Source organism: Roseovarius sp. Pro17 (assembly GCF_035599575.1).
In the GTDB taxonomy this organism is placed as follows: Bacteria; Pseudomonadota; Alphaproteobacteria; order Rhodobacterales; family Rhodobacteraceae; genus Roseovarius.
Genome location: NZ_CP141179.1, coordinates 1,647,935 through 1,666,327, shown reverse-complemented (window position 1 = coordinate 1,666,327; position 18,393 = coordinate 1,647,935). Strand labels below are relative to the sequence as shown.

The following is an 18,393-nucleotide window of genomic DNA, read 5'->3' as shown; positions in this document are numbered from 1 at the left end:
ATGGCAAACCCCCTTTATGACACGCTGTTCGGCCGCCACGCGGGCAAGTCTACGCCGTTTTTGATCCTGCCGGACGGGACTGAAATCACTCACTCCGCCTTTCTCGCCATGGCCGCGCGCATCGCAAACCAACTGGCCGCGCTGGGGCTGAAACCCGGCGACCGCCTCGCCGCGCAAATCGCCAAATCGCCCGAGGCGCTGGCGCTATACGCCGCCTGCGCACAGACGGGCGTCGTATTTTTGCCGCTCAACACGGCCTACACGGCCAATGAGGTCACCTATTTCATCGAAAATTCTGGCGCGGCGCTGGTCGTCTGTGATGGCGGCGCGGTCGAGGGTCTCGCGCCGGTGGCAAAGGGTCTCGGCGCGCAGTTGGCCACGTTGAACGCAGACGGTTCCGGCAGCCTGATGGACGGCGCGGCGGGGCAGGGCGACACCTATTCCACCGCAGACCGGACCAAGGACGATCTGGCCGCGCTTCTCTATACCTCCGGCACCACGGGCCGCTCAAAGGGGGCGATGCTGAGTCAGGAAAACCTGCTCAGCAACGCCGAGGTGCTGGTGGATGAATGGCGCTTTACCGATGCCGACGTGTTGCTGCATTGCTTGCCGATCTTTCATACGCACGGTCTGTTCGTGGCAACCAATGTGACGCTGGTGGCGGGCGGGGCGATGATTTTCTTGCCGAAATTCGACGTGGACGCCGTACTGCACCACCTGCCGCGCGCGACGTCGATGATGGGCGTGCCGACCTTCTACACGCGCCTGCTGGACGATCCGCGCTTTGACAAAAATGCAACGCAGCATATGCGCCTCTTTACCTCGGGCAGCGCGCCGCTGCTGGCAGAAACGCATGACCGTTTTAGCGCGCGCACCGGCCACGCGATCCTTGAGCGTTACGGCATGACCGAAACGAACATGAACACCTCGAACCCTTACGCAGGCGAGCGCCGCGCTGGAACCGTCGGTTTTGCGCTGCCCGGAGTCGAGCTGAAGATATGCGACCCTGCAACGGGCCAGGAGGTGCCGCAAGGCGAGGTGGGCCAATTGGAGGTGCGCGGGGCGAACGTGTTCCAGGGCTACTGGCAAATGCCGGAAAAGACCGCCGAAGAGCTGCGCGAGGATGGGTTTTTCATCACTGGCGATCTGGGGCTGATCGACAGTCAAGGTTATGTGCAGATCGTCGGGCGCGGCAAGGATCTGATCATCTCGGGTGGCTATAATATTTATCCCAAGGAGATTGAGCTGGTTCTGGATGAGCAGCCCGGCGTGCTGGAAAGCGCCGTGATCGGTGTGCCGCATCCAGATTTCGGCGAAACGGTCGTGGGCGTTCTGGTCGCCGCACCGGGCCAGACGCCCGACGAGGAAGCCATCATGGCTGCAGCGGGCGACGCGCTGGCACGCTTCAAGCATCCTCGCCGCCTGATCGTGGTGGACGAGCTGCCGCGCAACACGATGGGCAAGGTGCAGAAGAACATCCTGCGCGAGCGCTACGGCGATCTTTTCACCGGAGCTTAGCGGCGGCTGAGCCGCGCTTGCGCTCAGAGCGGCTTTGGTGAAAACTGCATTCAAACGGCGCGGCTATCACAAACCGCGATAGCCAATTTCACCTTGCCCGATTGCGCGGATAGCCGGACAGGGCGGACAGTGGCGCGGCACCAAGCATAGGAGCGATCATGAGCAGACTGGCAGCGTTCAATTTCCACAAGTGGATCGAAGAGCATCAGCACCTTTTGAAACCGCCCGTCGGCAACAAGAAGGTGTTTGAGGACGCAGACCTGATGGTCACCGTCGTCGGCGGTCCGAACAAGCGCACCGATTACCATGACGATCCGGTCGAGGAATTCTTTTACCAACTCAAGGGTGACATGCTGCTGAAACTCAAGGATGGCGATGATTTTTACGATGTGCCGATCCGCGAGGGCGACGTGTTCCTGTTGCCGCCGCATGTCCGCCACTCGCCGCAGCGCCCGCAGGAGGGCAGCATCGGCCTGGTGATCGAGCCAAAGCGCCAGACCGGCGAACTGGATGCGGTCGAATGGTATTGCTTTGACTGCAACGCGCTGGTTCACCGCGCCGAGATGCAGTTGAAATCCATTGTCGACGATCTGCCGCCTGTCTATGAAGGCTTCTATGCGTCGCAAGAGGCGCGCACCTGTCCCGAGTGTGGCACCGTGCATCCGGGCAAGGAGCCGCCCGAGGGCTGGGTGAAACTGGACAATTGATGATACCCAAGCGCCCCGCAAGATGGGCGCGACATGACAATCAGGAGAGACCAATGGGGAAGACATTCTTAACCAAACTGCCCGCAGCTATCGCCGTCGCGACCGTGCTGGTGGCCAGCGCGGCCAGCGCGGATGACCTGCGCCTGGGGCTGATCACGCCGCCCTCGCATATCTGGACCAAGGCGGCCGAGGATTTCGGCGCCGATTTGGCCGAAGCGAGCGATGGCGCGCACACCGTCACCGTTTTCCCCGCGCAGCAGCTGGGCAGCGAGGCCGAGATGATGCAGCAGCTTCAGACCGGCGCGCTGGACATGGCATTTCTGACGGTCGCCGAGGTATCGAACCGCGTACCGGATTTCGGCGCCTTCTACGCGCCTTACCTCGCCAATGATATCAGTCACGCAGGCCGCATCCTGCAATCGGATCTGGCCGCCCGGATGCTGGAGGATCTACCGGCCAAGGCCGGCGTTGTTGGCATCGGCTATGGCATGGCAGGGCTGCGCCAGATCGTCTCCAAGGGCGACGTCAAAAGTGCCGCAGATCTCAAGGGCAAGAAGCTGCGCATTACGCCCTTCAAGCCGATCCTCGATTTCTACAACCTGCTGGGCGCCGCGCCCACGCCGATGCCGCTGCCTGCCGTCTATGACGCGCTGGCCAACGGTCAGGTCAACGCCATCGATATGGACGCCGAACTGATCTGGAAGCTGAAATATTACGAGCAGGCCGATACGGTCGTCGTGTCCAATCACATGATGTTCCCGATGGTCGGGCTGGTTTCAGCCAAGGTCTGGAAAGGTATGTCCGAAGAGGACCGCGCAACCATCGCCGAGCTGATGAAAAAGCGGCTGGACGAAGTTGTTGCGACCTACGTAGTCAAGGACCAGGAGTGGCTAGACGAAGTGCGCGGCACCGAGACCGCATTCATCGACGTAGGCCCCGAGTTCTTTGGCGACGTGCCTGCCGAGTGGGACAAGATCTGGACCGAGCAGTCGTCCGTTCTGGGCGAGATGCGCGATGCCGCTGCGGCCTCGGCTGAATAAGATCGCTTTAGGCTAAGTTCACTGGCCGCCCGGACGCCGGGCGGCCAGATTTGCATTGTGAGGGCAGGGTGCTGCACAGGATTTCTCATGTCTGGGCGCGGGCCGAGATGGCTTTCGCTGCCGTTCTGGCGGTGGCGATCACGCTGCTCGTCCTGCTAAACGTCGTGACCCGTGCGCTGAGTGCGTCGATCTTTTGGGTCGATGAGGCGGCGATCATGGCAATGACTTGGATGACCTTCTTTGCCGCCTCTGCCGCCGTGCATTTTGGCCATTCGGTCAGTGTCACGCTGTTCACCGACATGTTGCCCGACGGCGCTGCACATGGCGCGCAGCGCGTAGTTGATGCAGTCGTGCTAATCTTTGCCGCGCTGATGATCTGGCTCTGCTGGCGCTGGTTCCTGCCATTGGATCTGCTGCGCGCGGGCTTTGACACGATGGCGTTTCAGGGCGAGACTTTCAATTTCATCTACGCCGAGCCGACGCTGACGCTGGGCATTCGCAAATTCTGGCTGTGGCTGATTATGCCGATCTTTGCCTGCGGACTCCTGCTCCATGCGGTGTCCAACCTTGTCCGGCCATGGGCACCCGGGCGGGTTGTGCCATGACCGCCGCCCTGTTTCTGGTGCTGTTGTTCGGGGCTGTACCGATCTCAATCGTGCTGGCGATGACTGCGATGGGCTATATCTGGCAGAGCGACAATGGCGTCCTCTTTGACAGTTTCACACAGCAGATGTTCGCCGGGACGGAGAATTACGGCCTGCTGGCCATCCCGCTCTTTATGCTGACGGGCGAGTTGATGAATGAGGGCGGCATGACCAAACGCCTCGTAAACGCCGCCCGCGTGCTGGTCGGCGGCTTTCGCGGCGGGCTGGTCTGGATCAACCTCTTGGCCAACATGTTCATGGCGGCGATCATTGGGTCCGCCGTCAGCCAGATCGCGGTGATGAGCCGCGCAATGGTTCCGGCGATGGAGGCCGAGGGCTATGATCGCGGTTTTGCCGCTGCGACCACAGCCGCCGGGGGTCTGCTGGCGCCGGTCATTCCACCCTCAATGCTATTCGTCATCTACGGCGTTCTGGCGCAGATCCCCATCGGCGACATGTTCCTTGCCGGTATCATTCCGGGCCTGATGATGGCTGGCAGCTTTTTCATCGTGGTCACGCTGATCGGCCTTGCCGCCGATTTCCCCAAGGGCGAGTGGATGAGCGCAGGGGATGCGGTCCGCGCGATCCTTGCCTGCCTGCCCGCCGCGTTGATCCCGGTGGCGATCATCGGCGGCATCGTCATGGGCATCGCGACCCCGACCGAAAGCGCGGCGGTGGCCTCGCTGATCGCATTCCTGCTGGGTTGGCTGGTCTACGGCGAGCTAAGGCCCTCGCACCTGTTTGAGCTATTCCTGCGCACGGCACAGAACGCGTCTATGGTGATCTTTATGGTCGCCGCAGCCAATGTCTTTGGCTGGGTCGTGATCTATGAGGCGATCCCCCAGACGCTGGCCGCGCTGATCACGTCGCTGACCTCGGACCCGTTCATATTTTTGCTGATCGTGATGGGGGCGCTGTTGTTGGTGGGGATGCTGATTGACGGTATCGCGGCGCTGATCCTCGTCACGCCGATTCTTCTGCCAATCGCCACGGGCGACTACGGCATCAGCCCATTTCAGTTTGGTGTGGTTATCAGCATTAACCTGGCGCTGGGGCTGCTGACGCCGCCTGTCGGTGTCGGCCTTTATATCGCCGCGTCGATGAGCAACGTAAAACCGACGGCGATCTTTGCCGCGCTCTGGCCGTTCCTTGTGGCTGTGGTGCTGGTGCTGCTGGCGCTATGTTACTTTCCGATCCTGTCGTTGGCGCTGATCGGCTGAAGGATCGCTGCGGCCTGTTCCAGCGCGTCCAGCAACGCAGCGGCAGCGGGGGGCAGCGACGTATTGCTACGAAATGATGCACCCAACGGGCCATCGCCGAAGGGCAGGGGGAGCGGCAACTCGGCCAGCGTGCTGGCTGGGCCCAGATCCGCGGCCTCGGCAGGCATAGCGCAGATCATGTCACTGGCGGCGAGCAGACCGCGATTAGTGAGATAGCTGACGGATTCCACCAGCGTCGGTGGCGCGTACTGGCCCTCGGCGACGAAGAACTGATCAATCTGGCGGCGCAGCGTTGTGTCGGGCGGCGGTAGAATCCAGCCATACGGACGCAGATTGTCAAAGCTGAGTAGCCCGATCTCCAGCAGTGGATGCCCCGCACGCACCACCAGCGCTATGCGGCCCTGCATCAGCCTGCGTTGCTCCAGATCCGAGCGGTGGCGCAGCACGGGCAGGCGGCCCACAATCAAGTCCAACTCGCCCGCGCGCAGGCGGGGCATCAGCACCTCGTTCGTCCCCTCGACCACCTTGATGGCAAGGCGCGGGCGTTGCGCCAGCACTGTGTTGATCGCCATCGGCAACAGGCCACCCGAAGCCGCCAGTAGCGTGCCGACGACGATGCGGCCTGCATTGCCGCCAGCCAGATCCTCCATCTCCTGCGCCGTGGTGCCAATCTGGGAAAAGACCAACTGCCCGCCTCGGATCAGCGCCTCACCAAAGACGGTCGGCACGACGCCCCGGTTTGTGCGCTCGAACAGCAGCACATCGAAATCGATTTCCAGATCCTTGATCATCTTGGTCGCGGCAGGCTGCGACAGGTTCATCTCGCGCGCGGCATGCAGGATGCTGCCATGCTGGCCCACCGCGATCAGCAGGCGCAGCTGCCGTAGCTTTAGCCGGCTAATGACGCGGCTCATGATCTGCGCATGGCCTCGCATGGGTTAGAACCGCATCCAAGTGGTCCGGGTCTGCACAGCGCGCACAGCACTCATCGCAGCGAGGGCGGAGGACTTGGGATTGTCCGGCAGCGCATTGCCACAAATGGTGAAGTCAAAGCGCCCAAACGCGCCCTCGGCTTCGACCCGGTGCGTGTTCTGCGTGACGGTCGGATCGGCGATCAGTTGCACCTCGGTCGCATCGAACCCGATCCCCGCCAGCGCGACGGCTGCGGCGACATTGGCGTTTTTGGGGTAGCTGAGCGCGGCCTGCCGCGCGCTGCCGGTGAAATGGGCGGTGGCCTCGCTGAGGGTGGCGAGGTCCAGCACGTCTTCGGCGGGCGATCCGGCCCAACCACCGGGCGGCTTGGTCCCGGTGTAGCGCACATGGCTCAGCCCACCGACCGTGGCCGCCGACAGCGCATCCAGCGCGCCGATTGCACCAGAGGCGAGGCGCATCCTGCCGCCACCTGTCTCGGCAGCTGACATCAACGTGGCGAGCAGCGCGTCGTCGGCCAGCGCGCCCAGCGACAATGTGACGACCTCGCACCCCTCACGCAGCAGTGCGGCCCCGTGGGCAGAGAGGCCCGCATGCCCGGCGCAATCGACGACCAGCCGCGCGTGGGCGGCCAACCCGGCCGCGTCCGTCACCGCCTCGACCCCCAGCGCCGCGCGCGCCGCTGCCTCGCGGCCTGGCCGCGCCAAAACGGCCGAAATGGGCGTGCCATCCTGTGCCAGTGCGTCCGCCACATAGCGCGCAATCGCGCCATATCCGATGATCCCGATGCCGGTCATGATGCCTCCCATTGCTGTCCTGCCCCCAAGTTTAGATGAAGCAGCATGCACCTGCTATCAGTTTTCGTGATACCCGCCGGCCGAACCGCTATTTGCACCTAGGTGCGCGGTGGCGCATCATGTGGCATAATCCTAACCGCCGGGCCGCGCGCATAATGACCACTGGTTTTCGCCCTCATACCAACCACGCGCTCTTGCGCGGGGAGGGGCAATATTGCGACGACATTGCGCTGCCCGGCGCGCTGCGCGTTGTATTCCTGCGCAGCGATGTCGCGGCGGGCTATATCACTGCGCTGGATACCGCAGATGCGCGCGGTATGCCGGGCGTGCAGGCCGTACATATTGGCGCGGATGTGGCGCATCTGGGCGCGCTGCCGGTGAACGAGGTGCTACCATTGGACGCTCAAACACCCTTTGCGATCCTCGCCCGAGGCCAGGTTGATGCTGTGGGTCAACCGGTCGCCGCCGTACTGGCGACTAGCCGGGCCGAGGCGCAGGATGCGCTGGAGGCAATCGTGCTGGATATCGACGCCAAAGCGCCCCCGCCGCCCACCCGCATAGCGCATCGCGCATGGCGTGCTGGTGATCCGGACACGGCGCTGCGCAATGCGGCGCACTGTGTCGAGGCGCATGCAAATCATGCCCGCCTCGCGCCCCTTTCGCTAGAGCCGCGCGCCATCGCGGTGCGCCCCGAACCGGGCGGTGGAGTGACTGTCTGGCACTCGACCCAGACACCGCATCGCACGCGCACCCATCTGGCGCAGATACTTGGGGTAAGCGAGACTCTTATCCACGTCATCGCGCCTGATGTCGGTGGCGCGTTCGGCATGAAAGCATCGCTATATCCCGAAGAGGTCTATTGCGTCTGGGCGGCGCTGACCATTGGCCAGCCAGTACGGTGGAGCGCGACGCGCAGCGAGGATTTCCTATCGGCCACTCATGGGCGCGGCCTGACAACCCGCGGCACCTTGGCGCTAGATTCTGAAGGTCAGTTTGCCGCGCTGACGGCTGATATCAGCGCGCCCCTTGGAGGCTGGCTGCCGAACAGCGCGCTGATTTCGGCGTGGAACGCGGCGCGTATTCTGCCGGGCCCATATCTGGTGGGCGACGTGCGCATTGACACGACGGCGCTGGCCGAGCACCGCGCGCCCACGGGTATCTACCGTGGGGCAGGGCGCCCCGAAGCAGCGGCCCTGATTGAGCGGTTGGTCGACAAAGCCGCACGCGCCACTGGCCTTGATCCGTTCGAAATCCGCCTGCGCAACCTGCCGCCCAAGGACGCTCTGCCGCGCGAGACGGCGACGGGCCAAACGCTGGACAGCGGCGATTATGCTGGCGCATTGCAGCTCCTGCGCTGCGCCTCGCGCTACGATGCCCGTGCGGCTAGCATTGCAGAGCGACGCAAGGCGGGCGAGTTGGTGGGCCTCGGCCTTGCCTTTTTCCTCGAGCCGTCCGGCGAGGGATGGGAGAGCGCGCGCGTGACATGGTCTGAGGATGGCCGCGTACGGGTCAACAGCGGTAGCTCAGCCCAAGGGCAGGCGCGCGCCCGCAGTTATGCACGAATTGCAGCGCAAGCATTGCAGATCGCACCGGAAGACGTGGACGTGCGCTATGGCGATACCGAAACCTGCCCCGAAGGGATCGGCGCAGTCGCCTCGCGCAGCACCGCCATTGGCGGAAGTGCCGTGCACGAGGCGTGCCAGCGGTTGCGCACCGCGCGCAGTGGCGGCGCAGCCTTGCCGCTTTGCGAGGAGGTGCGCTTTGCCACAACAGGGCAGGCGTGGGGGTATGGCGCCTATCTGGTGCAAATCTCGGTCGACCCCGAGACTGGCGCGCCCAGTATTGAGGCGGCGATCTGCGTGGATGATGCTGGCACTGTGATCGACGCGCAAGCCGTCGCGGACCAGATCACCGGCGGCTTTGCCCAAGGGCTGGGCGAGGCCTTGATGGAGGCGGTGCGCTATGACGACGATGGGCAGCTCCTGACCGCGTCGCTGATGGATTACGCCGTGCCGCGGGCGGATAATGTGCCAACGCTTAGTCTGCACGGGATCGAAACGCCCAGCCCGACGAATCCACTCGGCGCCAAAGGCGTGGGTGAGGCGGGCGCGATCGGTGCCCCCGCCGCAATCCTCAACGCCGTGATAGACGCGCTGGCGCCAATGGGCGTCACCGATTTGCAAATGCCGCTTACCTCCCAGACACTCTGGCAGGCGATTCAACCGGCTGAAACGGGAAAGGCTGCGACATGAAATACTCGAGACTCGACGCCAAGGACTACGCGCGTGAACATATGCGCGGAATCTGGGCCGCAGCCTTGAACCCGTTCAAGGACGATGGCGCCTTTGACGAGGTTGGGCTACGAGAGAACATCAGACATTGGGTGGATGACCTTGATATTAAGGGTCTTTTCATCGCTGGTAAGCAGGGCGAGTTCTTTTCCATGTCACTGGAAGAGCGCAAGCGTAATTTCGAAATAGCTGTCGACGAATGTGATGGCCGCGCAGGCACGATCATGTCCGCGTCGGATCAGAACTTTGACACTGTGCTGGAACTGGCCCGCCATGCGCAGGATTGCGGCGCGGATTACATCGTCGTCCACGCGCCGATGCTGCATTTCGTGACGGACCAAGATGAGACAGTTTATAACTATTACAAAGCGATAGGCGACGAAGTTGATATTGGAATCGCGATGTGGAGTCATCCCGATAGCGGCTACCTCATGTCGCCCGAGCTGTGTGCGCGCATTGCCGATCTGCCAAACATCGTCGCGATCAAATACTCCGTCCCGCGTGAGATGTATGTGAGCTTGACGCATATGGTCGGGGACAAGATCCACGTCTCGACCGCGTCTGAGGTCGAGTGGCTCGACAATATCGAGGAACTTGATTGGAAGCTCTACCTCTGTTCGTCGCCGCCTTACCAACTGCAATCGACAGTCGATCAGCGCATGAACGAATACACGCGGCTTGCCTTTGCGGGCGATTTCGCGGCGGCACGGCGGGTGCGCGACAGCCTCGATCCGGTCCGCGAGGCGATCAAACGCAGTAAGCCGGGCGGTAAGCCGCAAGCGCATGGCAAGTACTGGCAGGAACTGCTGGGCCAAGTAGGTGGTTCGGTCCGCGCGCCGCTGCTGCAACTGACAGATGCGGAAAAGGCCACGACGCGAGAGGCCTTCGAGAGTTGCGGTTTGAGAGTGAAGTAAGGCGTGTAGACTGTTGATCCGGCTGCCAAAATGCTTTCGACATCAATATTTGAAGTAGATCAGATATTTACATAATACTGATTATGCGCACGCTAGGCGTGGATCGTTTACCCTGTAAAACTCCCTTAAAAATGAGACTCCTATTTTGAGACTCGATTTGCGGTGTGGTTTGAGATCACCGCCCTTCAGCGCAACCTGGAAATAGTCGTGTGCGCAACCCCGAGATCCAACGCGATGGCTCGGCACGTTTCGCGCCTGGCCATGCTCTCACGTGCTACCTACTGCTGATGGTTGGTTAACTTGGGCTTGCGGCGAAATATGACACCTTGTTGGGCCGCGAGCGCGCGGCCTTCGTTTGCGCGCCGTGCGATACGTTCTCGTTCATCTTCTGTAAGTGCAGAAAGAAACGCCAAGATACCTTTCCCCATCGGCGTGGTCAGATCGAGCCATGGCTTATGAAGGACTTTAATGTAGGCACCGCGGTCAGCGATCCGCTGAATGATGTTGATGCCGTCGATCATGGATCGCGTGGCCCTATCCCACTCTGCGATCACAAACACATCCCCTGCCCCGAGAGCGTCTATCGCACGTTCGAACTGATCAGAAAGCCAATAAACGGACGATTTCGCTCTCGTGAGTGCCGCGTCGGCATCGGCAAAGACCTGATCGCCAAAGTGTCCTATGCTATACCAACCGCTTGAATCCTCTGGATCACGACGGAACTCGTCAAATCCGTATGTTCCATCAGGGCGCGGGAAAATATCTACACAGATGCATTCACCATCTAGGTTTATAGACCGCATGACTTTGTTCTTATCTGCCAATGGATGCTCTCCATAAATGTTGTTTGACATTATTCGGTCAAAGAAAATTGAACAACCTAACACGTTCTAACGCTTGCCATTTCGAGGTATGTAAGGGCTCTGAGCCGGCAATCGCTACGCAGTTTAGGAATGGCTGGTCTGGGATGAGCCGACCTTCGCTGCACGGCGCAGGAACTCACACAGTACGGGACAAAGCGGTGCCTCGCTGCGGCTGCTCCAATGGCCGCAATCGGCAGTTTTCCTTTGGCACAATCAGGAAGGGGCTACCTTTCAGCTCGTTCCAAGAACCACGCCACCACGGCATCAATCGCGGTATTCTGCATGGATTTTCGCGTGGCGAGCAGGTAGAAATCCTGTTCGCCGGACAGGGTTTGTGGTGTGATCTGGATCAATCGCTTGGCTGCAATGTCCGCAGCCACAAGAAAGCGGCTTACCAGAGCCACGCCCTGACCAAAAAGTGCAGCATCCACAGCCAAGGACGTTTGGCTAAGGCGCAGTCCGCGACCTCCCTTATCCTCGATGTTCAGCAATCCCAGAAATTTCGGCCAGAGATCATGAGCGTCGTGAAGCTTGGGCATAGATGATATGGCCTGTGGCTTAGCAGGCAAGGTGTGCTCGTCAACAAGGCTTGGTGCTGCCACTGCGATAATCTCCTGACGGAACAGAAGGTGAGCGTCGAGGGAGGCACCAAAGGGTGGCTTTCCTTGCCTCACAGCAAGGTCAATTCCGTCACCGTGAAAGCTTGAAACCTTTTCTGTTGCCAGAATGCGTAGGTCGATATCTGGGTGCTTGGCCGAAATATCAGGCAAATTGGGGATCAACCATTTTGCGGCGAATGTTGGTGTGACACTAACAACGACTTTGCCGGGTTCCGGCTTTAGTTGATCGGTCGCACTGCGGAGTGCGTCGAACGCGGCGACGACATTCACGTGATAACTCCGCCCCGCCGAAGTGAAAGCCAGCCCTTTGGGCAGTCTTTCAAACAATGCCACCCCTAAATGCGTCTCAAGCTTGCGCACTTGTTGGGCGACGGCACCTTGAGTGACGCCCAGTTCATCCGCAGCAGCACGGAAATTCAGAAACCTGCCAGCTACGTCAAATGCGCGTAGCCCATTGAGGAGAGGAAGTTGCGACATTTGGCAATAGTATTCCTACAGGCATGAAACATCAATTCTCGCGAGAGATATCGACCCAAATGTAATATTGATACGCTAAGGTAGAGATGGAGAGAACAATGTCAGTAGAAAAAGTAGCGCTCATCACCGCAGGCGGAAGTGGAATGGGCGCAGATGCTGCCCGTCGATTGGCTGCAGATGGATTTAAGGTGGGTATCCTCTCTTCGTCAGGGAAAGGCGAGGCGCTTGGCGTTGAGTTGGGAGGCTTTGGTGTCACAGGCTCCAACACCAACCCCGATGACCTGTCTGCATTGGTGCAAGGCGCTGTGGACCGTTGGGGCCGAGTGGACGCGTTGATCAACTCGGCAGGCCATGGCCCCAAAGGGCCGGTGTTGGAGATTTCGGATGATGATTGGCACGTGGGCATGGAAGTCTACCTGATGAACGTTATTCGCCCGACGCGCTTGGTCACCCCTGTCATGCAGGCGCAGGACGGCGGCACCATCATCAACATCTCGACATTTGCGGCCTTCGAGCCTGATCCACTCTTCCCGACCTCGGGCGTATTCCGGGCGGGCCTTGCCGCTTTCACCAAGCTTTATTCCGATAAATATGCCGCCGACAATATTCGCATGAACAATGTTCTGCCGGGGTTCATTGACAGCCTTCCGGAAGCCGAAGATCGCAAGGCACGCATTCCGATGGGGCGCTATGGGCGGGCGCCAGAGGTGTCATCGGTGATTTCGCTTCTGGCCTCCGAAGGTGGCGGCTACATAACTGGCCAAAACCTGCGTATCGACGGCGGTTTGACCCGTGCCGTCTGACGTTATCATCGAACGCCCACGATTTGACCGCGTGGTCTTTGTGGTCAAATGGGGCGCATCGATCATCCAGATCATGGGCTATACCGCTACAGGGTTCGGATGGACACCATGGAACCTCTATCTGTTTCTGATCGGCGTATTGGGGTGGTTTGCTGTTGGCGCGTTGTGGAATGACAAAGCGTTGATGCTGGTCCATCTTGTCGCGCTCGGTGCGATGATTGCGGGAATGGCAAGTGGGCCACCGTCATAGAGCAGGCATTCAAGCAGAGTGCAGCATCAGGTCGAATTGGGCTCGGACCTGCCGTTCTCCGCATTGCGGCAAGTCCGCCCAGATCAATAGGGCGCACCAGCGCTCACGGCCCAGACCGACCATTCACGCGCTGGCACAATGCTGCGGTGCAGCCCGTCAGAGCTGCCATTCGTGGATCGTGCAGCATTTTGTTAGATGAAATGTCGGTCAGCGGGCTAGTCCGACGTTCTCAACGCAAGCACCAATGTCCGCTATCGACTCATTGCATCTCGTGTAAATGTTGGAAAGATCAGGCAAATCAAGCAACCTAGGTGACGTTTGCTTCAGAAGAGCCGGGAGTCAGTTAAACGAAACTGGCTCCTTCCGGCGTCGATCAACCGCAAGCGAAAACACGTCGGGCCGGGAATAATGGCCGCTGACGTCGAACTTCCTTCGCGAGGATCGGGCTGCGGAGACGTCAATGTCGGCCCATAAAAGCCCTTTCTCCCGGTGCATGGGCCCGGCCTCGATCCCGCCGAACGGCTTGTAGATGACAGCGTCACCAGGGTTCACCCATTCATCCTTGTCAGGGAACAGGATTTCGTGATGCGGGAGGCTTGTCGGAATGTCGGACGCCTCAAGCGCAGTTGCGCATCCAATGACCCAGCATCCGCCCTCGCGCGCGATGTGTTGCAGCGTGGCGAGCCAGGTGTCGCCGCTGTCCCACGTGGGGGCGATGTAGATGTCGATGTCTTGGGCATACAGCGCATAGCGCGCCAGCGGCATATAGTTTTCCCAACATATCAAAGCACCGATGCGCCCCACCGCCGTATGAACCACGTTGAGGCCTGATCCGTCGCCAAAGCCCCAGACCATGCGTTCGGGGTTGGTTGGCATCAATTTGCGGTGGTTGTTCACAATCTGCCCGTCGGCGTCGATAATGGCGCAGGAATTATAGAGGGTTGAGCCCGAAACCTCTCCGTCGATCTCCTGATAGCCGATCACAATAACCATTTCGTTTTCGGCTGCCGCCTCTTGCAGCGGGGCCATGCCATTGCGGCTAAGGTCGACGGAGTTGGCCTGTGTCAGCGCGAACAACTCGTCGGTCTTGCCCATGTCGGCACCGGGGGAGAGACGCCAACAAAACGTCGGATAGCCAGGAAGCCAGGTTTCGGGGAAAACCACCAACCTGGCGCCGTCATTGGCGGCTTGCGCGACAAGGTCAACGGCCCGCGCCATGCTGGCGGCAAGATCGAGATAGACGGGAGGTTCCTGTACTACTGCAACTCTCATCTTGAACTCCTTTTTTGGTAGGTTTCCCGCACTGGGAGACGTGGCGATTGAGCGGCTTTAGAATATCCGATCAATTGGTTGGCCGAGCGCCATAGCCCCTGCGTATTCGGCCTGCACCTCTTTTTGCAGCGGGTGATAACGTGCTGCCTGAATGTCGCGGAATCTGCGCTCAAGTTCAGTTTTGCGATAGAAGCCGGCCCCACCTGCCAACTCCATGGCCAGTTCCACGACTCGGATCGTGTTCTCCTCAACCAGACGGCGGCCGATCATCACATCATTTATGGTTTCAGCCGATGGTGCGTTACGTTCAACGACCTCAATCATATATTTATGGGCCAGACGGGCCGCTGTCAGCGCCGTGTCCATCCGTCCTGCGATAGATTGTGTGCGGTGACAGGCTGGTTTCATTCCGGCAATGCCGACTGCGATCTCGCGCGCACTTTCTGCAATGCCGAGATAGGCTGAATAGATCAGGGGAAACGCAATTGTGGCAATCATCTGGAACGCCGGATGCCATTCGCCTGCCTTACGCTTTAGTGGGATTTTGTCATCCGGAATGAACAACCCGTCGATTTGAATATCGTGCGATCCCGTGCTGCGCATCCCCATGGTGCGCCATGTGTCCAGCACGGTGACCTCGGGCGCGCCAAGCGGGACCGCGAAATGCAGCACTGTGCGGTCGCCGTCCTCTTCGCTGATCGCACCAGTCATCAAAAGGTCACCGGCCGGTGCCCCCGATGTGAACACCTTGCGCGCCGTGATCCGATATCCACCGTCTGCCTTTTCAGCTACGCCAGAGCCGCCGATCCAGTCAGAGCCGCCGGAACTTAGCAAGACAAGGTTTTCATCTGCGACACGACGCAAGAGCGGCTCGACCATTGGGCGCGCGGCGTTCTGATGGTGCCAGCGCCAAGCGGGGATCGCGACTTGATGGGTATGCATCGAAAACGCCAGCCCGGTTGAGCCACAGGCCCCCGCGATGATGCGCAGCATGTCACAAAGCTCGCGCACATTCGCTCCGCCGCCGCCAAGCTCGCTTGGAACGCCTGCGCGGATCAATCCTGCGTCCTTCAAATCTACATAATTCTCGTCAACAAATCGGTCAGCCTCGTCGTTCGCCGCTGCCCGTGTCGCGAATACTTTGGCCAGTTTTTCGGCGGACTCTTTGACGTCAACAACGGTCACTTCCGCTTCAATCAGCTGGTCCATGTCAATATCTCCTTGTTTCAAAATATGGTGCCAGAGTCGCGGAATGGCCTGATCTGTGATAGTCCTAAAACTGTATCGGACATGAACACGCCCTCCAGACAAAACCAGAACGACAAATTTTCTCATGAAAAGGAGTGACCTCATGCGCAGCGGTTATGGGCAGTTTTGCCCGATTGCGATGGCAGCGGAAATCCTATGCGCACGTTGGACACCGTTGTTAATTCGAGAGTTTCTTTGTGGAAGCACTCGGTTCAATGATCTACGGCGTGGCCTTCCGCGTATGTCTCCGTCGCTGCTGTCAAAGCGGTTGAAAGAGTTGGAAACAGCCGGTGTCATTAAATCCGTGCAGGGCGCAAAGGGAGTCAGAGAATACAACCTGACAAAGGCAGGTGAAGAGTTGCGCCCGCTTGTCATGGGGATGGGCATCTGGGGGCAACGATGGGTCGAGAGCGGACTCTCCCTCGACAATCTCGACCCCGAATTGCTGATTTGGGACATGCATCGCGGCCTGAATATCGACCCTTTGCCGAAAAAGCGGCTGTGCCTGCAATTTGTGTTCGACGATCTTCCCACTGCGAAACAAAACTATTGGCTTTTGGCAGATTCGGAGACCGGCGTTGAGGCCTGCTACGCCGACCCTGGACACGACGTGGATCTTTACGCGGTCAGCAATTTGCGGACAATGACAGCCATCTGGATGGGCGTAGATACCGTGCAGAACGCTGTTGACGACAGTCGTTTGGTGTTGACCGGCACCCGTGAGATCGCGTCCCTCATGCAGGACTGGCTCGGCCTCAGCCCATTCGCGCAGGAAGGGCGCATGGCTGGGTAGATGACTTGGTCGAGAATAAAGTCGAGATAACCGAGCGCTACTTATCTTTAGATCTCAGAAACGTTGCCTCCGCTAATGTCGCAAAGCCGCCATTCATAGGTGACCATAGCATCCGTCATTATGGGCTCGTTCGTGCCGCTCGCTGCGATCCGCACGAACGTCCGCTTCACACGGATGGGTCAGCTTCACTGCCTTGAAAAGTCAAACCATGTGGCAAAAAAGGTCAAACTATGTGGCTACTAAGATGTGCCGTATCGAGGCAGACGTTCATGGTCGACGCAGCAAACAGCAGCTTCCCGCCTTAATGCTATTCGCGTGCGCACCAGTTTCAGAATTTCTTAACCGCCACCGTTGATTCCATTCAATCGTCAGTCTCAACTTTAGGGGCATCTGACATACCCCCGTATCGCAGTCCCGGCAGACACATCTGCCGGGGCTCCTCGTCATACGGCAGCTATCAACTCTGCGCAGCGGTCACGATGAATTCTACCAGATAGTCCGGTGTCGCCAGCTTGGCCTCGCCTGCGGCGCGTGCGGGCGTGTGGCCTTCGGGCACCCATTTATCCCAAACGGCGTTCATCTCGGCAAAGTCGGCCATGTCGGCCAACCAGATGACTGTTTGCAGGATGCGGGTCTTGTCCGAACCTGCCTCAGCCAACAGGCGGTCAATATTGTCGAGGCAGGTCTGGGTCTGGTCCGCAACGCTGTCGCCGGCGTTGCCGACTTGTCCGGCCAGATAGATGGTGCCGTTATGCGTGACGATCTGGCTCATGCGTGGGCCGGTATGGGTGCGGGTGATGTCGCTCATTGTTCAACTCCTTGATTGTATAATGTAAAATAGGTATCAGATAAATCGGTCGGGGGCGATGGCGGCCAGAAATTCTGGGGTCAATACCGGCGCGCGTCCGACGATCAGGGCCGCCGTCGTCTGCGATAGCGCGGGCGCGGTCTGAACGCCATAGCCGCCCTGCCCGGCCAACCAGAAGAATCCCTCCGACTGCGGCGCAAAACCGACGACCGGCGTGCGATCCGGCGCAAAGGTGCGCAGGCCGGCCCAGCTATGCTCGACACGGGTCACGGGCACAGTCACCGCCTGCTCATAGCGATCGAGGCCCTCGGCCAATACCATGTCATCGGGCCATGCATCATGGGGATCCACCGGGTCCTCGTCTGCGGGCGAAACCATCAGCTTGCCTGCCTCCGGCTTGGCATACCAAGTCTCGGCCACTGTTCCAAAGAGCGGCCAGCGATCCACGTCATGTTCGGGTTCCAGCCGCAGTATCGCAGCCGAGCGGCGGAACGCCTGCATTCCCAGCTGGGCAACGCCTGCCATCTCTGCGATCTGATCGGCCCAGGCGCCGGCGGCATTGACGATGATTGGCGCAGTGTAATCCTGCCCGCCCGCGGACACCTGCCAGACCGTGCCCTGACGCTGTATGCTGGCGACCGCTGCGTTTGTGATCACGCGGCCACCACGCGATTTCAGCAATCTTGCATAGCCTTGCAGCATTAGATCCACGTCAATGCTCTGAGCGCTGGCCTCATAGATGGCCCCCGCAATCGGCTCGGGCCTTAGGATCGGCACCAGAGACACTGCTTCTGCACTAGTTAAACGCTCTAGGCCCTGCGCATTTTCTGCGTAGCTTTCAAGCGTGGGCAGCTCATCCTGAGACGCAATAAGTAGTTCACCGCGCGGCGACAACAGGCTGTGATCACAAATTTCAGCCGGATTTTGCAGCACTGGTTCCGACGCGATGTTGATCGCGCGCAGCACCGCGTTTCCGTAGTTCCGAATGTAGATCGCGGCCGAGCGTCCGGTGGCGTGAAACCCCATCCGCGCCTCCGTCTCGAGCACAATGACCTTCGCGTCCTGAGCCAGTTCGGCAGCGGCTGAGATACCGGCAATTCCGCCCCCGATAACTATGATATCACTTAGTTTTTCGCTCATGCCGCCTGATCCTTCTATGCGCCACTCCGCGCCCCTTTTGGCTGAAATCGGGCGCGAT

The 18,393-nt window shown here is 59.9% G+C and carries 18 protein-coding genes; 10 read left to right on the top strand and 8 right to left on the bottom strand.

Going from position 1 to position 18,393, the window contains the following annotated elements:
• From U3654_RS08095 to U3654_RS08075, 5 genes are all read left to right on the top strand, one after another.
• Nucleotides 1-1,518, top strand: a complete 1,518-nt coding sequence (locus U3654_RS08095) for a malonyl-CoA synthase (protein WP_324754827.1) — start codon at nt 1-3, stop codon at nt 1,516-1,518.
• Nucleotides 1,519-1,676: 158 nt separating this feature from the next.
• Nucleotides 1,677-2,225, top strand: coding sequence for a 3-hydroxyanthranilate 3,4-dioxygenase (locus tag U3654_RS08090; protein ID WP_324754826.1), 549 nt, complete (start codon nt 1,677-1,679; stop codon nt 2,223-2,225).
• 53 nt (nt 2,226-2,278) lie between these two features.
• Entirely contained in the window at nt 2,279-3,265 is a 987-nt protein-coding gene (locus tag U3654_RS08085) for a TRAP transporter substrate-binding protein (RefSeq protein ID WP_324754825.1), read from the top strand.
• Between the two features lie 107 nt (nt 3,266-3,372).
• A complete protein-coding gene (locus tag U3654_RS08080; RefSeq protein WP_324754824.1) occupies nt 3,373-3,870 on the top strand; it encodes a TRAP transporter small permease in 498 nt (165 codons plus the stop codon).
• Nucleotides 3,867-5,129 carry a TRAP transporter large permease gene (locus U3654_RS08075; RefSeq protein WP_324754823.1) on the top strand — a complete coding sequence of 421 codons (1,263 nt, stop codon included), beginning with the start codon at nt 3,867-3,869 and terminating at the stop codon, nt 5,127-5,129. Before U3654_RS08080 ends, U3654_RS08075 begins: the two co-directional genes overlap by 4 nt.
• Here U3654_RS08075 and U3654_RS08070 read toward each other — a convergent pair.
• On the bottom strand, nt 5,093-6,043 hold the full coding sequence (locus U3654_RS08070; RefSeq protein ID WP_324754822.1) for a LysR family transcriptional regulator: 951 nt from the start codon (nt 6,041-6,043) through the stop codon (nt 5,093-5,095). The genes U3654_RS08075 and U3654_RS08070 overlap by 37 nt on opposite strands.
• 24 nt (nt 6,044-6,067) lie before the next feature.
• Nucleotides 6,068-6,856, bottom strand: a complete 789-nt coding sequence (locus U3654_RS08065) for an aspartate dehydrogenase (RefSeq protein ID WP_324754821.1) — start codon at nt 6,854-6,856, stop codon at nt 6,068-6,070.
• Between the two features lie 155 nt (nt 6,857-7,011).
• Here U3654_RS08065 and U3654_RS08060 point away from each other — a divergent pair, with 155 nt between their 5' ends.
• Together U3654_RS08060 and U3654_RS08055 are read left to right on the top strand one after the other, a co-directional pair.
• Entirely contained in the window at nt 7,012-9,108 is a 2,097-nt protein-coding gene (locus U3654_RS08060; protein ID WP_324754820.1) for a xanthine dehydrogenase family protein molybdopterin-binding subunit, read from the top strand.
• Nucleotides 9,105-10,061: a dihydrodipicolinate synthase family protein gene (locus tag U3654_RS08055; protein ID WP_324754819.1), complete on the top strand. Its 957-nt coding sequence runs from the start codon at nt 9,105-9,107 to the stop codon at nt 10,059-10,061. The genes U3654_RS08060 and U3654_RS08055 overlap by 4 nt, the downstream gene beginning before the upstream one ends.
• A 278-nt stretch (nt 10,062-10,339) precedes the next feature.
• Here the strand turns inward: U3654_RS08055 and U3654_RS08050 are convergent, their stop codons facing one another.
• Both U3654_RS08050 and U3654_RS08045 read right to left on the bottom strand, forming a co-directional pair.
• Entirely contained in the window at nt 10,340-10,885 is a 546-nt protein-coding gene (locus tag U3654_RS08050) for a recombinase family protein (protein ID WP_324754818.1), read from the bottom strand.
• Nucleotides 10,886-11,148: 263 nt separating this feature from the next.
• Nucleotides 11,149-12,021 (bottom strand): LysR substrate-binding domain-containing protein, encoded by an 873-nt coding sequence (locus U3654_RS08045; protein WP_324754817.1) that lies wholly within the window; start codon nt 12,019-12,021, stop codon nt 11,149-11,151.
• Between the two features lie 98 nt (nt 12,022-12,119).
• Between U3654_RS08045 and U3654_RS08040 the strand changes: the two genes are divergently transcribed.
• Both U3654_RS08040 and U3654_RS08035 read left to right on the top strand, forming a co-directional pair.
• Nucleotides 12,120-12,824: an SDR family oxidoreductase gene (locus U3654_RS08040; protein WP_324754816.1), complete on the top strand. Its 705-nt coding sequence runs from the start codon at nt 12,120-12,122 to the stop codon at nt 12,822-12,824.
• Nucleotides 12,814-13,074, top strand: a complete 261-nt coding sequence (locus tag U3654_RS08035; protein WP_324754815.1) for a DUF6552 family protein — start codon at nt 12,814-12,816, stop codon at nt 13,072-13,074. The genes U3654_RS08040 and U3654_RS08035 overlap by 11 nt, the downstream gene beginning before the upstream one ends.
• 339 nt (nt 13,075-13,413) lie before the next feature.
• Here the strand turns inward: U3654_RS08035 and U3654_RS08030 are convergent, their stop codons facing one another.
• Together U3654_RS08030 and U3654_RS08025 are read right to left on the bottom strand one after the other, a co-directional pair.
• Nucleotides 13,414-14,346, bottom strand: a complete 933-nt coding sequence (locus U3654_RS08030; protein WP_324754814.1) for a carbon-nitrogen hydrolase family protein — start codon at nt 14,344-14,346, stop codon at nt 13,414-13,416.
• Nucleotides 14,347-14,403: 57 nt separating this feature from the next.
• A complete protein-coding gene (locus tag U3654_RS08025; RefSeq protein ID WP_324754813.1) occupies nt 14,404-15,555 on the bottom strand; it encodes an acyl-CoA dehydrogenase family protein in 1,152 nt (383 codons plus the stop codon).
• Between the two features lie 142 nt (nt 15,556-15,697).
• Here U3654_RS08025 and U3654_RS08020 point away from each other — a divergent pair, with 142 nt between their 5' ends.
• Complete coding sequence (locus U3654_RS08020) at nt 15,698-16,387, top strand: helix-turn-helix domain-containing protein (protein WP_324754812.1); 690 nt, start codon at nt 15,698-15,700, stop codon at nt 16,385-16,387.
• A 457-nt stretch (nt 16,388-16,844) separates the two neighbouring features.
• Here U3654_RS08020 and U3654_RS08015 read toward each other — a convergent pair whose 3' ends face one another.
• Both U3654_RS08015 and U3654_RS08010 read right to left on the bottom strand, forming a co-directional pair.
• Entirely contained in the window at nt 16,845-17,195 is a 351-nt protein-coding gene (locus tag U3654_RS08015; protein ID WP_324754811.1) for a RidA family protein, read from the bottom strand.
• A gap of 36 nt (nt 17,196-17,231) precedes the next feature.
• Nucleotides 17,232-18,335: an FAD-dependent oxidoreductase gene (locus tag U3654_RS08010; RefSeq protein WP_324754810.1), complete on the bottom strand. Its 1,104-nt coding sequence runs from the start codon at nt 18,333-18,335 to the stop codon at nt 17,232-17,234.
• Between the last annotated feature and the right edge of the window lie 58 nt (nt 18,336-18,393).

Bases quoted from the DNA above. Each gene is read 5' to 3' on its own strand.
- U3654_RS08095 (WP_324754827.1), top strand. From the start codon at position 1: ATGGCAAACCCCCTTTATGACACGCTGTTCGGCCGCCACGCGGGCAAG.
- U3654_RS08090 (WP_324754826.1), top strand. From the start codon at position 1,677: ATGAGCAGACTGGCAGCGTTCAATTTCCACAAGTGGATCGAAGAGCAT.
- U3654_RS08085 (WP_324754825.1), top strand. From the start codon at position 2,279: ATGGGGAAGACATTCTTAACCAAACTGCCCGCAGCTATCGCCGTCGCG.
- U3654_RS08080 (WP_324754824.1), top strand. From the start codon at position 3,373: ATGGCTTTCGCTGCCGTTCTGGCGGTGGCGATCACGCTGCTCGTCCTG.
- U3654_RS08075 (WP_324754823.1), top strand. From the start codon at position 3,867: ATGACCGCCGCCCTGTTTCTGGTGCTGTTGTTCGGGGCTGTACCGATC.
- U3654_RS08070 (WP_324754822.1), bottom strand. From the start codon at position 6,043: ATGAGCCGCGTCATTAGCCGGCTAAAGCTACGGCAGCTGCGCCTGCTG.
- U3654_RS08065 (WP_324754821.1), bottom strand. From the start codon at position 6,856: ATGACCGGCATCGGGATCATCGGATATGGCGCGATTGCGCGCTATGTG.
- U3654_RS08060 (WP_324754820.1), top strand. From the start codon at position 7,012: ATGACCACTGGTTTTCGCCCTCATACCAACCACGCGCTCTTGCGCGGG.
- U3654_RS08055 (WP_324754819.1), top strand. From the start codon at position 9,105: ATGAAATACTCGAGACTCGACGCCAAGGACTACGCGCGTGAACATATG.
- U3654_RS08045 (WP_324754817.1), bottom strand. From the start codon at position 12,021: ATGTCGCAACTTCCTCTCCTCAATGGGCTACGCGCATTTGACGTAGCT.
- U3654_RS08040 (WP_324754816.1), top strand. From the start codon at position 12,120: ATGTCAGTAGAAAAAGTAGCGCTCATCACCGCAGGCGGAAGTGGAATG.
- U3654_RS08030 (WP_324754814.1), bottom strand. From the start codon at position 14,346: ATGAGAGTTGCAGTAGTACAGGAACCTCCCGTCTATCTCGATCTTGCC.
- U3654_RS08025 (WP_324754813.1), bottom strand. From the start codon at position 15,555: ATGGACCAGCTGATTGAAGCGGAAGTGACCGTTGTTGACGTCAAAGAG.
- U3654_RS08020 (WP_324754812.1), top strand. From the start codon at position 15,698: ATGCGCAGCGGTTATGGGCAGTTTTGCCCGATTGCGATGGCAGCGGAA.
- U3654_RS08015 (WP_324754811.1), bottom strand. From the start codon at position 17,195: ATGAGCGACATCACCCGCACCCATACCGGCCCACGCATGAGCCAGATC.
- U3654_RS08010 (WP_324754810.1), bottom strand. From the start codon at position 18,335: ATGAGCGAAAAACTAAGTGATATCATAGTTATCGGGGGCGGAATTGCC.